A 14,612-nucleotide genomic window follows, 5' to 3' on the forward strand; every position below is an offset into this window, starting at 1 on the left:
TCGCCGTCTCGACGTTGGGACCTGATGGACGCCACTCGCGCACACGACGAGCTCAGCCTGCTGGAAGCGGAGCTGACCGAACGGCTCGACGCTCCGGCGCACTTCTTCGCGAAGGACGCCGCCGCCCCGCGCACCCTGGTCGACATCCTGGACGCGACCGTCCGCGAGCATCCCGACGAGCCCGCACTCGACGACGGCGTGCGCCGTCTGACGTACCGGGCGCTGGACGCGGAGGTCGACCGGCTGCGCCGGCGTCTGGCCGGGGCGGGCGTGGGGCGCGGCGACCGGGTCGGCGTGCGGGTGCCGTCCGGCACGAACGAGCTGTATGTCGCGATTCTCGGCGTGCTGGCCGTGGGCGCCGCCTACGTACCCGTGGACGCCGAGGACCCGGACGAGCGGGCCGAACTCGTCTTCGGCGAGGCGGGAGTGCGGACCGTGATCGGGGCGGGGCTCGCGTTCGACGTCGCCCACACCTCGACCGCTCCCGCCGGGCGGCCCGGGCCGGACGACGACGCGTGGGTCATCTTCACCTCCGGGTCGACCGGCAGGCCCAAGGGCGTCGCCGTCAGCAACCGAAGCGCCGCCGCGTTCGTGGACGCGGAGGCCGCGCTGTTCCTCGCCGAGGATCCCGTCGGGCCGGGGGATCGCGTCATGGCGGGCCTTTCCGTCGCGTTCGACGCGTCCTGCGAGGAGATGTGGCTGGCGTGGCGGCACGGCGCGTGTCTGGTGCCGGTGCCGCGCTCCCAGGTGCGCGGCGGCGCCGACCTCGGTCCCTGGCTGGCCGAGCAGGAGATCACCGTGATCTCCACCGTGCCGACGCTGGCCGCCCTGTGGGAGCCGGAGGCCCTCAACGACGTCCGGCTGCTGATCTTCGGCGGCGAGGCCTGCCCGCCCGAACTCGTCCAGCGCCTGGTCACCGAGGGCCGCGAGGTCTGGAACACGTACGGCCCCACCGAGGCCACCGTCGTCACCTGCGCCTCCCTGATGACCGGCGCCGAGCCGGTGCGCATCGGGCTGCCGCTGGACGGCTGGGAACTCGCGGTCGTCGACGAGTCCGACCGGCCCGTGCCGATGGGCGAGAGCGGTCAACTCGTCATCAGTGGCGTGGGGTTGGCCCGCTACCTCGACCCGGTCAAGGACGCCGAGAAGTACGCGCCGCTGCCCGCCCTGGGCTGGTCGCGCGCCTACCGCAGCGGCGACCTGGTCAAGGCCGATCCTGAGGGCCTGGTCTTCCTCGGGCGCGGCGACGAGCAGGTCAAGCTCGGCGGGCGGCGCATCGAGCTCGGCGAGGTCGACGCCGCGCTCCAGGCGCTGCCGGGGGTCGCGGGCGCGGCCTGCGCCGTGCGCACCGCACGCGGCGGCAACCAGCTGCTCGTCGGGTACCTCGTCACCCAGGAGGGCTGGCAGCACGCGGCCGCCGTGGACAAGCTGCGGGGCCAACTGCCCGCCGCTCTGGTGCCGTTGCTGGCCCCGGTCGCCGAGCTGCCCACGCGCACCTCAGGGAAGGTCGACCGCGACGCGCTGCCGTGGCCGCTGCCCGACATGGGGACCGGCGCCCCCGCCGAGCAGCTCTACGGCACGGAGGCCTGGCTCGCCGAGCAATGGAGCGAGACGCTCGGCGTCCCCGTCACCGGCGCGGGCGACAACTTCTTCGCCATCGGCGGCGGCAGCCTCGCCGCTGCCCAGCTGACCACCAGGCTGCGCACCCGCTACCCGAGCGCGGCCGTCATCGACATCTACGAGCGTCCCGTCCTGCGCAAGCTGGCGCGCCGCCTGGAGAAATCGGCGCAGGACGACGGCTCCCAGCGCGTGATCACCCCGGTGCCCAACCGCGCGAAGATCGTCCAACTCCTGCTCCTGATCCCGCTGTTCACGCTCAACGGCCTGCGCTGGACGGTCGCGCTCGCCGCCTTGTCCAACGTTCTGCACCGGCTCGGCGGCTTCGCGTGGGCACCCTCCACCTCCTGGTGGCTGGTCGCCCCGGCGGCGCTGCTCCTGTTCAGTCCGCCGGGGCGCCTTGCCCTCGCGGCGGGCGGCGCCCGGCTGCTGCTGCGCGGCGTGGGGCCGGGCACGTACCCGCGCGGCGGCCGTGTCCATCTGCGACTGTGGGCCGCCGAACGCCTCGCGGAGCACAGCGGCGCGACCTCGCTGACCGGTTCCTGGCTTCAGCGCTACGCCCGCGCGCTCGGCGCCCGCGTCGGCCCCGATGTCGATCTGCACTCGCTGCCTCCGGTCACCGGGCTGCTCAAGCTCGGCCGCGGCTGCGCCATCGAGAGCGAGGTCGATCTGTCGGGGCACTGGCTCGACGGCGACCGCCTGGAGATCGGCACGGTGAAGGTCGGTGCGGGCGCCGTCGTCGGCACGCGGAGCGTGCTGTTCCCGGGCGCCCGGGTGGGCAAGCGCGCCGAGATCGCGCCGGGTTCCGCCGCCCGGGGCCACATCCCGACCGGCCAGCGCTGGGCGGGCTCCCCCGCGGTCAAGCTCGGCAAGGCCAAGCGCGAGTGGCCGAAGCACCGGCCGCCGCGCACGGCGGGCTGGCGCGCGCTGTACGGGGTCGCGGGCCTCTCCCTCACCCTCCTGCCGCTCCTGTCCGCCCTCCCGGCCCTGCTGGTCGCCCACGCCTTCGTGCCCGCGAGTGCCGGTCTCGGCGAGGCCGTGCGCGGCGGACTGCTCGCGGTCGTCCCCGCGGCCCTCGCCTACGGACTCGCGTACGCCGCGCTGATCCTGGCCGGCGTCCGTCTGATCGGACTCGGGCTCACCGCCGGAACGTTCCCGGTGCACAGCCGGGCGGGCTGGCAGTCGTGGACCGTCACCCAGCTGATGGACCTGTCGCGGCAGACGCTGTTCCCCCTGTACGCGGGCCTCGTCACGCCGGTGTGGATGCGGCTGCTCGGCATGCGGGTCGGCCGGGGCGCGGAGGTGTCCACGGTGCTCGCGCTGCCGGGCCTCACCACGGTCGGCGACGGCGCGTTCCTCGCCGACGACACGCTGACCGCGCCGTACGAACTCGGAGGCGGCTGGGTGCGGATCGGGCGTGCCCGGATCGGGCGCCGGGCGTTCCTCGGCAACTCGGGCATGACGGCGCCCGGCCGTTCGGTGCCGGACGACGGTCTGGTCGGTGTCCTGTCGGCGACCCCGAAGAAGGCCAAGCAGGGCAGTTCGTACCTGGGCCTGCCGCCGGTCCGGCTGCCCCGCCCGGCGACCGGCTCCGACCCGAGCCGCACGTACGCACCCCCTGCGCGGCTGCGCTGGGCGCGCGCCCTCGTCGAACTGGGCCGGCTCGTCCCGGTGTTCTGCTCGGCCGCCCTGGTCGTCCTCGTCCTCGGCGTGCTGGCCGCCCTCGCGGCGGCGTACGGCCTGTGGGCGGCGGCGCTCCTGGGCGGCCCCGTCCTGCTGGCAGCGGGCGTCCTCGCGTGCGCGACGTCGATCGTGGCCAAGTGGCTGCTGGTCGGCCGCCACCGCACGGGCGAACACCCGCTGTGGTGCGGGTTCGTGTGGCGGGGCGAACTGGCCGACACCTTCGTGGAGATGCTCGCCGTGCCGTGGCTCGCCGGGTCCGTGCCCGGCACCCCCGTCCTGACCGCCTGGCTGCGCGGGCTCGGCGCGCGCATCGGGGCGGGCGTGTGGTGCGAGAGCTACTGGCTGCCGGAGACCGACCTGGTCACCCTGGAGGCCGGGGCGACCGTGAACCGCGGCTGTGTCCTGCAAACGCACCTCTTCCACGACCGGATCTTGCGGACGGATACTGTGACCCTCCGAGAGGGCGCCACGCTGGGCCCTGGCGGAATCGTGCTGCCGGGCAGCGAGATCGGCGCCCGCAGCACACTGGGGCCCGCGTCCCTGGTGATGGCCGGCGAATCGGTGCCGTCGGGCAGCCGGTGGCTGGGCAATCCGATCGAGGCCTGGCGCCCGTGAACCGGCGGGTGGTGGCCGGGCGTTGGCCATGTCGTACGAGAACGGGCCCGGCGACGAGACCGGGCACGGGGACAGGGAGCGGACGAGGCGTGAACGGGCAGCACAAGCCGGACCCCTACTTCCCGTCCAATGGGGACCCCCGCTACCGGGTGCACCGCTACGAACTCGACCTGGACTACCGGCCCGAGCCCAACCGGCTGGCCGGCACGGCCCGGCTCAGCGCCATCGCGGGCCACGCCGAACTCGACGAGTTCCAGCTGAACTTCGCCGACTTCCGCATCGGCCGGGTCCGGGTCGACGGCCGTCCCGCCCACTACACGCTGCGCGGCGGCCGGCTGCGGATCCGGCCGGCCAAGCCGCTGTCCGCGAGCGCCGCGTTCACCGTCGAGGTGCACTACTCCGGCAACCCGAAGCCGGTGAAGAGCCCCTGGGGCGGCCTGGGCTGGGAGGAGCTGACCGACGGCGCGCTCGTGGCCAGCCAGCCGGTCGGCGCCCCCTCCTGGTACCCGTGCAACGACCGGCCCGCCGACAAGGCCGCGTACCAGATCTCCCTGACCACCCCCTCCGCGTACCAGGTGGTGATCGGCGGCCGCCTCCTCACCCGTACGACGAGGGCCTCGACCACGACCTGGGTGTACGAGCAGCCCGCGCCCACCTCCAGCTATCTGGTCGGCCTGGCCATCGGAAGATTCCAGACGGCGCTGCTCGGCGACCCGGGGCTCGACGGGGTCCCGCAGACCGGGCACTTCCCGGCCCACCTGCTGACCGAGTTCTCCCGCGACTTCGCGCGCCAGCCGCAGATGATGGACCTGTTCCAGGAGCTGTTCGGCCCCTACCCCTTCCGCGAGTACGCGGTGGTGGTCACCGACGAGGAGCTCGACGTCCCCGTCGAGGCGCAGGGCCTGTCGCTGTTCGGCACCAACCATGTGGACGGCGCCCGCGGGGCGGAGCGCCTCGTCGCCCACGAGCTGGCCCACCAGTGGTTCGGCAACAGCGTCACCGTCGCCGACTGGCAGCACATCTGGCTCAACGAAGGCCTCGCCAAGTACGCCGAGTGGCTGTGGTGCGAGCGTTCAGGCGGCCGCACCGCCCAGGACCTGGCGGCAGCGGCCCACCGGCTGCTCGCTGGGCTCCCCGAGAACCTGTCCCTGGCCGACCCCGGCCGCAAGCACATGTTCGACGACCGCCTCTACGAACGCGGCGCCCTGGCCATCCATGCACTGCGCTGCGCGCTCGGCGACGAGGCGTTCTTCCGCGCGCTGCGCGCCTGGACGGACCTGCACCGGCACGGCGTCGTCACGACGGAGATGTTCGCCGCGCATCTGGAGCGGTTCGCCCGCCGGCCCGTGGACACGGTGTTCCGGGCGTGGGTGCACGGGACGGCGCTTCCGGAGGTGCCGTCCCTGGCGGCCTCGGACCGTCAATGATCAGACATGCAGGATCGGCCGGTAGACGAGTTCCTGGATGTGGCTGTCGAGCGTGCGCTGTTCGAGAAGCTCAAGGTCGAAGTCGGCCGCGCCCTGGAAGATCGGGTCGAGCCCGGTCCTCCCGGTGATCACGGGGAAGAGTGTCACCTGGACGCGGTCCACCAGACCGGCGGCCATCAGCGCCCGGTTCATGGACAGGCTGCCGTGCGACCGCAGCGGCACCGGGGACTCCGCCTTGAGCCGGGCGACGACATCGACGGCGTCGCCCGGCGCGACGGTCCCGTCCGGCCAGTCGAGCGGTTCTTCCAGCGTGTTCGACACGACCGTGGCCGGCAGGCCGATCATCCGCGTCACCCAGGGGTCGCGGACCTCCGACTCCTCGGTGCTGGAGGCCAGCATCCGCGTGAACGCCCGGTACGTGTTCGCCCCGAAGACCATCCGCTGCTCCTCGCGGTACAGGTCGAGGCGGTGGTCGAGGAGCTCGGGGCCCTGCTTTCCCCAGTACCCGGTCCAGCTCCCGCCGTCGGCGGCGCCGAACCCGTCGAGGCTGGAGAACACGTCGAACGTGTAGGAAGCGGCCATGCTGCCCTCCTGATGTGCGATGGATCGACCGTCGAAGGTGCAGACCGGCCATCGCGCCGGGATTCATCGCCGGAGCCGGGACGGCACGGGAAGACACGGGACGGCACGGCACCGCTCCGCACGGAGCTAGGGTGCCAGCTCCCGCTCCGCCGCGGCCGCACGCTCGACGACGGTGGCGCGCTGTTCCTCCGTGAAGAGTCCGGCAGCGGCCCATTCAGCAGCGGTCCGCTCCACCCGACGGACGAAGTCGCGGTGCTCGGCGAACGGCGCCCCGTCCCACACCACGTCGAGGAAGGTCAGTCCGTCGTCGCCGGGCGAGGTGACTCCGTCGACCGGCACGTCGTAGTGCGGCAGGTCGTCGTCGCGCTTGCGGTTGGGGACGCCGGTGGCGAGGGAGCCGAAGACCACCTCGGGTTCGACGCGCTTGAAGTAGGCGGACTGGGGCTTCCGGTCGCCGACGTAGTGCGGGCGCAAGGTGTGCCGGCCGGCGGTGAGGGTCTGGCCGCGGCCCGGTCTGAACGCCGACCGGGCGTAGTCACCGTCGCGCTTGAGGTGCCGGTAGAGCGTCAGCTCCTGGAACTCGCCCTTGGCCACCTCGCCGAGTACCGGCATCATCAGCGGGCCCCAGAACACCGACTGGATCTCCGGACGATCGAGGGCGCGCTCGACGCGGACGGTGAACGGCATCGAGATCTCGACGGTGTCACCGGGGCGCCAGTCGCGGTCGATGGTGAGGTAGCTGCCCGGCTTCGGGCGCGGGCCCGTGAGGCGGCGTCCGTTGACGGAGACCGCGAAGCCGTCCCGGGTGTCGGCCGCCCAGCTGGGGACGCGCAGCTTGAGGGCGAGCCGGCCGCGTCCCTCGACGTTCAGTGTGCTGCCCTGTTCGCGCGGGAAGCCGGTCGTCTGGGTGACCGTGAAGTCCCGCTCCCGCCAGCGCAGCGTGGAGGGGATGTACAGGTTGACCCACAGGGTCTTGTCGTCGGCGGAGCGGAAGTACACCGTCTCCTGGTACTTGGTGCCGCCTTCGAGGCCGCTGCCGCCGCAACAGGTGCCCGTGTTGTCGTAGTCGCGGGCGGCGCCGGGGGTCAGCGGCTGGAAGTAGGCGAGCTGCGGGTCGTCCGTGCGGTCCGTGTCGGCGCGCTGCCCGAGCACCATGTTGACCAGGCCGCGCTCGTAGTAGTCCATGTAGGCCGGGTCGGGGTCGAAGGCGAAGAGATTGCGCGCCAGCTTGAGCAGGTTGTACGTGGTGCAGGACTCGGCGCCGTCGCCCGCGATGGCGTGGGCGATGTTGTCGCGGTTCTGGAACGCCTCCGGGTTGGTGTTGGCGCCGGGCACGGTCCCGCTGGTGCCACCGTGCGCGAACATCCGGTGCGGGACGACCATGCCGAAGAAATTCCGCGCCGCGCGGTGGTAGTCGTCGTCCCGGTTCTGTTCGAAGACCCGTAGATAGCCGACGAAGTTGGGAACGTGCGTGTTGGCGTGCAGGTGGTTCGGGCGTCTGCGGCCGGGCCGGGTCGCGTCGGTGGTGGTGAGGATGTCGCGGTCGTCGACGCAGGCCTGGAAGAGGGACTCGCGGCTGTCGAAGAGCCGGGCGGTCTCCAAGTGGCGCGCGTCGCCGGTGAGGGCGTGGATCTCGGCGAAGACCTCGTTGGCGCCGCCGTACTCGCCCGCGATGTAGGTGTCCCACAGATAGTTGAGGTCGTCGCGGGTGACGGGCCCCCGGTAGTCGGGGTGTTGCGTGTCGCCGAGGGTCAGGGCCAGGTGGGCCCAGTCCGCCATGGCCCTGACGACTTCGAAGGCCTGCTCGTTGCCGGTCAGGGTGTAGGCGTCGAGGAGGCCGCGCATGATCTTGTGCTGGGTGTACCAGGGCGCCCACGTGTTCTTGTCCGGGTCGCTGCCGTACACGGCGAACCGCGGCGGGCCCGCGCGCAGCACGGTGTCCTCGGGCAGCGCGCCGAGATAGCCGGGGTGCACCGTCCTGCCCTTCAGGGCGTCCTGGCAGGCGGCCAGTTCGCGCACCATGTGGTCGAGCTTGTCCTGGTAGACCTGTTCGCCCTGGTCGACGTGGGACTGGGCGAGCGCGGTGAGGTAGTGGCCTGCCCAGTGGCCGCTGAGCAGGCCGCCGTCCTCCCAGCCTCCGGGTACCTCCACGCCGGTCGGGTTGAGCCGGCCCGCGGTCCTGTTGAACAGCACGAGGAAGCGCCGCTCGTCATAGGCGCGGACGAAGGCCTTCACCCGGTCGCGCTTCTCCTGGAAAAGGCCCTTGCCCAGGGCCACTTCGTTCAGCCGGAACGGCCGGACGGGCGCCGTGCTGCCCGCGCCGACGTACGGCGGGAGACTCTTCCCGGGCACGTGGGCCGCGCCGGGTCCGGACGCGGGCACCTGGGCGGCGGCCGGCCAGGATCCGGCCGCCACGGCCGCGGTGCCGAGGGCCGATGCGGCCATGAACTCACGCCGTCGTATGGGCCGGCCTCCGGATGTCGACATGTCCCTCCCCTTTCACGGGAGTTGCGGCAACGTCCGGAATCCCGAACGGCCTCTGACTTACCGAACACTCCTGAACGGGAGCCAAGATCTCACGCGGGGTGGACCGCACGTCAACACCTCCGCACACCACACACGTCCGCCGCGGGACGAATTCCAGCCCTGGCCGACTATCGCCGGTGCGGCGGTTCGCCCACCAACACCCCTTATGCGAGCCACCTTCACCTTCTCCGCCTCGGACAATCTTGAGACACAGAGGCACTGGCCAGGACCGGTCTCCGCCTCAACTGGGCACCTGTATACGAACTTTGGAGGCATGGGAGCGCACCGTCTTGGACAGCGATCCGACACAGACCGTGCGGCTCCCGAGACCGGAGCTCTGTGCCGTCTTGGGCTGCCGCGCCAGGGCAAGACACCTCAAAACTGAAAGGTCCCCCATCATCGTGCAACCGGCCCAAGAGTTCGGCGACAACCCTGTCGAAGTACGCGAAACCGGGCACTACACCGAGGAATACGTCCCCAGCTTCGTCGAGAAGTGGGACTCCCTCATCGATTGGGAGAAGAGGGCGGAGAGCGAAGGCAATTTCTTCATCGACCTGCTGCGGAAGTGGGGGGTGAAGAGCGTGCTCGACGTGGCGACGGGCACGGGATTCCACTCGGTGGCGCTGCTGTCCGCCGGGTTCGAGACCGTCAGCGCGGACGGCAGCGCCGAGATGCTGGCGAGGGCCTTCGAGAACGGCCAGAAGCAGGGCGGGCACATCCTGCGGGTCGTCCAGGCGGACTGGCGGTGGCTCAACAGGGACGTCCACGGGGAGTACGACGCCATCGTCTGCCTCGGCAACTCGTTCACGCATCTCTTCTCCGAACGCGACCGGCGCAAGGCGCTGGCCGAGTTCTACGCGATGCTCAAGCACGACGGAATTCTCATCCTGGACCAGCGCAATTACGACGCGATCCTGGACGACGGATACACGAGCAAACACCGCTATTACTACTGCGGTGAGGACGTCATCGTGGAACCGGAGTACGTCGACGAAGGCCTGTGCCGCATGCGGTACAGCTTCCCCGACAAATCCAGGTACTACCTCAACATGTTTCCGCTGCGGAAGGACTACACGCGGCGGCTGATGTCCGACGTCGGTTTCCAGCGCATCGAGACCTACGGCGACTTCCAGCACACCTACCGGCGTGAACAGCCGGACTTCTTCGTCCATGTGGCGGAGAAGGAGTACAGGACGGACGCAGCGGAGGAGCAGTACAAGGGCGCGGTCGGCACCGCCCGCAGCTACTACAACTCCCCCGATGCCGACACCTTCTACGCCACGGTGTGGGGCGGCGAGGACATCCACATCGGCCTGTACGAGAGTCCCGCGGAACCCATCGCGGACGCCAGCAGGCGGACCGTCGAGCACATGGCGTCGAAGCTCGACCTGACGCGGGACTCCGTGGTGCTCGACCTCGGTTCCGGGTTCGGCGGTTCGGCGCGCTACCTGGCCGAGACGTACGGCTGCCGGGTCCTGGCCCTCAACCTCAGCGAGGTGGAGAACCAGCGCCACAAGGAGCTGAACTCCGCCCGCGGGCTCACCGACAGAATCGAGGTCGTGGACGGCTCCTTCGAGGACATCCCGTACCCGGACGACCAGGTCGACGTCGTCTGGTCCCAGGACGCGTTCCTGCACAGCGGGAACCGGGTCCAGGTCCTCAAGGAGATCGCCCGGGTGCTGCGGCCCGGCGGCCGGCTCATCTTCACCGACCCGATGGCGGCGACGGACGGCGGCCGCGCGGACGTGCTTCAGCCGATCCTCGACCGGATCCATCTGGACGACATGGGCTCCCCCGGCTTCTACACCCGCGAGCTCGACCGGCTCGGATTCACCGCCGTCGACGGCGGTTTCGAGGAGCACCGCGAGCAGTTGGTGAACCACTACACGCGGGTCCTCGAGGAGACCGAGCGCCTGGAGGCCGAGGGTCTGGCCAGAAGGATCAGCCACGACTACCTCACCCAGATGAAGACGGGGCTCGGCCACTGGATCGACGGTGGTCGCGGGACCGACCTCACCTGGGGCATCTTCCACTTCCGGCTCGGGGCCAGTTGACTGGGCGGGACAGCTGAGCGGGACAGCGGAACGGTACGACCGAGCGGTACGACCGAGTGACGTTCCACCGGCCGGCCCCGAGGCGCACGCGGGGCCGGCCGACAGACGTTCAAGAGCGTTCAAGAGGGAGACGGGCATGCGGACACTGCTTCGGGGCGGTCGCGTCATCGACCCGCCGACGGGTTCGACGGGACGGCCGACGTGCTCGTGGCCGACGGGAAGATCGCCGCTGTGGGGGCCGACCTCGCACCACCGCCGGACACGCAGCTGATCGACGCCACCGGGCTCGTCGTCGGCCCCGGATTCGTCGACCTGCACAGCCATGTCCACTCCATCGCCGGGCACCGCTTGCAGGCGATGGACGGCGTGACCACGGCGCTCGATCTGGAGGCCGGTCTGATGCCGGTCGAGCGGGCCTACGCCGAGGCCGCGGCGGACGGGCGCCCGCTCCACTTCGGCTTCTCCGCCTCCTGGGGCGGCGCGCGGGCGCAGGTACTCGCCGGCATCTCCCCCGACGCCCGGATCGCGTCCAGTCTGGCCGTGCTGGGCGACCCGCGCTGGCAACGCTCCTCGTCGCCGCGCGAGTTGGCGTCCTGGCTGTCACTGCTCGAGAACGAACTCGCCCAGGGCGCCCTCGGGATCGGCGTCCTGATGGGGTACGCGCCCACCACCGAGCCGGCCGAGTTCCTTGCGGTGGCCCGGCTCGCCGCGAAGGCCGGCGCGCCCACGTTCACCCACGTCCGGGAACTGGTCGAAATGGATCCGGCGGTCCCCGTCGACGGCTCCACGGAGATCGCGACCGCGGCGGCCGAGACCGGCGCGGCGATGCATCACTGTCACGTCAACAGCACCTCGGGCCGGCACATCGACCGGGTGCTCCACACCCTTGAAGCGTCGCGGCGTTCGGGCTCGCGCGTCACCGTGGAGGCCTACCCGTACGGGGCGGGCAGCACGGCCGTCGGCGCCGCCTTCATCGCCCCGGAGCGGCTGCGCCTGAAGGGCCTCGGCCCCAGCAGCGTCGTCATGGTCGAGACCGGGGAACGGATCGCGGACGCGGCCCGCCTGGAGCAGCTGCGGGCCCAGGACCCGGGCGCGCCCTGCCTCCTGGAGTTCCTCGACGAGGACGATCCGCGCGACCTGGCCCTGCTGCGGCAGGCGCTCGCCTTCCCCGACGCGGTGGTCGCCAGCGACGCGATGCCCGTCTTCTGGCCCGACGGCAGCCACGACAGCACCGACTGGCCGCTGCCGCCCGGCGGCACGACACACCCCCGTACGGCGGGGACCTTCGCCAAGACGCTGCGCCTGATGGTGCGGGAGACCGGGGCCTGGTCCTGGCCGGAGGCCTTCCGCCGCTGCTCCTACCTCCCGGCACGCATCCTTGACGACGTGTCGCCGGCCGTCCGCGCCAAGGGCCGCCTCGCCGTCGGCGCGGACGCCGACCTCGTGGTCCTGGACCCGGCCACGGTGACCGACACGGCCACGTACGCCGACCCGACCCGCCCCTCGCTCGGGGTCCGGCACCTGTACGTGGCGGGGGTGCCGGTCGTCTCGGACGGCGCCTTGCGGGCCGACGCGCTCCCCGGCCGACCGGTGCGGGGCGCGGCCGGCTGACGCGGCCGCGGGGCCGTGCGCTGGGCGTCGCCGCCCCCCTCTCGCTCACCGCCTGCGGCGGCGGTGACAGCACGTCGGACACGTCCTCCAAGGACACCTCGCCCTCGTCCTCCTCTTCCTCTTCCTCCTCCTCTTCCGAGGGCGGCTCGAAGTCGGAGGCCACCGACGCGAAGTCGGGCTCCGGCAGCGACACCGAGGTCCAGGCCGGCGCCGCGGCCGTCTTCAACCTCGCCTACGACATCGACAGCTCCCGCGAGAGCCTCGCGTCCCCGACCAACATCCTGGTGACGCCCCCGAACGAGACGCACACCGTCACCCTGGACTGGCCCGCTGGCGCCGGCGCCATCAAGGGCGCCTACACCGACGTCGAGGTCTACCTCACGCACACCACCAAGTAGCCCTTGCAACGAGGCCCGGGCGAGGGCAATTCGGCCACAGAACGGGGCCGCTGAAATATGATCACGCCATGCCCGACATGACCGAGACAACGCCCGGGTGGCTGGCCTCCGACGAGCTGGAGCTGGTCCGTGCCCGTATGCCGATCCTTTACGTCGAAGCCGTGCCGGTACGCGTCGCGGACAGCGGTGAGGTGACCAGCGTCGGCCTGCTGCTCCGCATCGGCCCCGACGGCAACGTCAACCGCACGCTGGTCTCCGGCCGCGTACTGCACCACGAGCGCGTCCGCGACGCGCTCCTGCGCCACCTCGAGAAGGACCTCGGCCCGGTGGCGCTGCCCCGCGTGCCGGCCTCCCTGCAACCGTTCACCGTCGCCGAGTACTTCCCGACGCAGGGCGTCACGCCGTTCCACGACCCGCGCCAGCACGCGGTCTCGCTGGCCTACATCGTTCCGGTGGCCGGGGACTGCCAGCCCCGGCAGGACGCGCTCGACCTGGTGTGGTTCAGCCCCGAGGACGCCCTCTCGCCGTCCGTGCAGAGCGAGATGCCCGGCGGCCACGGCGCCCTGCTGAAGCAGGCCCTCGCCCACGCGGGACTCGGCGTCTGAGCCGGGCCGCGCGGTTCCACCGGCACCGCCCGGTTCCGAAACGCCGGGACCGATAGCACCATTGGCTGACCCACTCGCGCCCACGAACCCGCGCCCACGAGGGAGAAGCCATGCCACGAGCGGCCGTCGCACAGGACTGGATCACGGAGAACCTGCCCAAGCTGATCGCCGTGCACAAGGTGCCCGGCGCACAGGTCGCCGTGCTGGTGGACGGCGAGGTGGTGGACGCGGCCGCCGGCGTGGTGAACCGGGCCACCGGGGTGCCCGTCACGACGGACGCGGTCTTCCAGATCGGGTCGATCACCAAGGTCTGGACGGCGACCCTGATCCAGCAACTGGCCAACGAGGGCCGCCTCGACCTGGACCGGCCGGTGCGCCAGTACCTGCCCGACTTCACCCTGGCCGACGAGCACGCCGCCGCCACCGTCACCGTCCGCCAACTGCTCTGCCACACCTCGGGCATCGAGGGCGACCGCTTCACCGACACGGGCGCCAACGAGGACGCGGTCGAGCGCTATCTGCCCACCCTGGCCGACGCCGAGCAGCTGTATCCGCCGGGCGAGCAGTTCTCGTACTGCAACAGCGGCTACGTCGTCCTCGGCCGCCTCGTCGAGGTGCTGCGCGGGCAGAAATTCAACGCGGCACTGCGCGAGCACCTGGTGACCCCGCTCGAACTCGGCCACGTGGCGACCCACGTGGGCGAGGCCATCCTGGAGCTGCCGGCCATCGGCCACCTCGGCCCCGACGCGCAGCCGGCGCCGGTCTACGGTCTGCCGCCCGCCACCGCCCCGGCGGGCGCCGCGCTGGCGATGCCCGCCCGCGGCCTGCTGGGCTTCGTCCAACTGCACCTGGCCGACCGTTCCTTCGACGGGATGCGCGAGACGCAGGTGTCCGTGCCGCCGCTGGGGGCGCTGGGCGACCGCTGGGGGCTCGGCTGGATGCTGTTCGACCAGCCCGAGGGTTCCATGATCGGGCACGACGGCGGCACGATCGGGCAATACGCCTTCCTGCGGGTGGTGCCGGAGGAAGGCGTCGCCGTCGCGGTGCTCACCAACGGCGGGGACGCCGCCGCGCTGTTCCACGAGATCGGCGCCCACCTGCTCGGCGAGCTCGCCGGCGCACGGCTCGCGGCCCCGCCCCGGGTCCCCGAGGAGCCGGCCCCGGTCGACGCGCACCGGGCCACCGGCACGTACCGCTCCACGCTGCTCGACTTCGAGGTCACGGTCCACTCCGACGGCACCCCGTGGCTGACGACCACGCCGCGCACCGACGAGGCCCGGGTGCTGCTCGGCGAGGACAGCATCACCCAGCAACTGGCGGGCCTCGGCCCCGACCGGCTGATCACCGTGGAGAAGCGCGCGGGACGGCACGAGGTGTTCGTCCTGGTCGGCGAGGACGAGCACGGGCGGGCGCGGTACCTCCACAACAGCCGGGCGGCGGCGCGTCTCGGGGGCTGACCGGTCGGAACGCCGGGCCGGACGCTCATCGGGTCGC

General features: G+C 71.8%; 8 protein-coding genes. 6 read left to right on the plus strand and 2 right to left on the minus strand.

From position 1 onward, the window contains the following. Positions 1-24: 24 nt before the first annotated feature. Positions 25-3,915 carry a Pls/PosA family non-ribosomal peptide synthetase gene (locus tag ACNYS0_RS04850; protein WP_422471402.1) on the plus strand — a complete coding sequence of 1,297 codons (3,891 nt, stop codon included), beginning with the start codon at positions 25-27 and terminating at the stop codon, positions 3,913-3,915. 89 nt (positions 3,916-4,004) lie between these two features. Continuing rightward, positions 4,005-5,342 (plus strand): M1 family metallopeptidase, encoded by a 1,338-nt coding sequence (locus ACNYS0_RS04855; protein WP_422471403.1) that lies wholly within the window; start codon positions 4,005-4,007, stop codon positions 5,340-5,342. Here the strand turns inward: ACNYS0_RS04855 and ACNYS0_RS04860 are convergent, their stop codons facing one another. Then, positions 5,343-5,924 carry a dihydrofolate reductase family protein gene (locus ACNYS0_RS04860; protein WP_422471404.1) on the minus strand — a complete coding sequence of 194 codons (582 nt, stop codon included), beginning with the start codon at positions 5,922-5,924 and terminating at the stop codon, positions 5,343-5,345. It lies immediately after the preceding gene. Between the two features lie 126 nt (positions 5,925-6,050). Further along, positions 6,051-8,411: a glycoside hydrolase family 127 protein gene (locus ACNYS0_RS04865; protein ID WP_422471405.1), complete on the minus strand. Its 2,361-nt coding sequence runs from the start codon at positions 8,409-8,411 to the stop codon at positions 6,051-6,053. Positions 8,412-8,851: 440 nt separating this feature from the next. On the opposite strand from ACNYS0_RS04865, the gene ACNYS0_RS04870 reads away from it, so the two are divergent. From ACNYS0_RS04870 to ACNYS0_RS04885, 4 genes are all read left to right on the plus strand, one after another. Further along, positions 8,852-10,504: a glycine/sarcosine N-methyltransferase gene (locus ACNYS0_RS04870; protein ID WP_461857805.1), complete on the plus strand. Its 1,653-nt coding sequence runs from the start codon at positions 8,852-8,854 to the stop codon at positions 10,502-10,504. A 201-nt stretch (positions 10,505-10,705) separates the two neighbouring features. Beyond that, positions 10,706-12,115, plus strand: coding sequence for an amidohydrolase family protein (locus ACNYS0_RS04875; protein WP_422471406.1), 1,410 nt, complete (start codon positions 10,706-10,708; stop codon positions 12,113-12,115). A gap of 466 nt (positions 12,116-12,581) precedes the next feature. Further along, positions 12,582-13,118 carry an NUDIX hydrolase family protein gene (locus tag ACNYS0_RS04880; RefSeq protein WP_422413417.1) on the plus strand — a complete coding sequence of 179 codons (537 nt, stop codon included), beginning with the start codon at positions 12,582-12,584 and terminating at the stop codon, positions 13,116-13,118. Between the two features lie 110 nt (positions 13,119-13,228). After that, positions 13,229-14,575, plus strand: a complete 1,347-nt coding sequence (locus ACNYS0_RS04885; protein ID WP_422471407.1) for a serine hydrolase domain-containing protein — start codon at positions 13,229-13,231, stop codon at positions 14,573-14,575. Positions 14,576-14,612 lie beyond the last annotated feature (37 nt).

This window comes from Streptomyces anthophorae (genome assembly GCF_049310305.1).
In the GTDB taxonomy this organism is placed as follows: Bacteria; Actinomycetota; Actinomycetes; order Streptomycetales; family Streptomycetaceae; genus Streptomyces.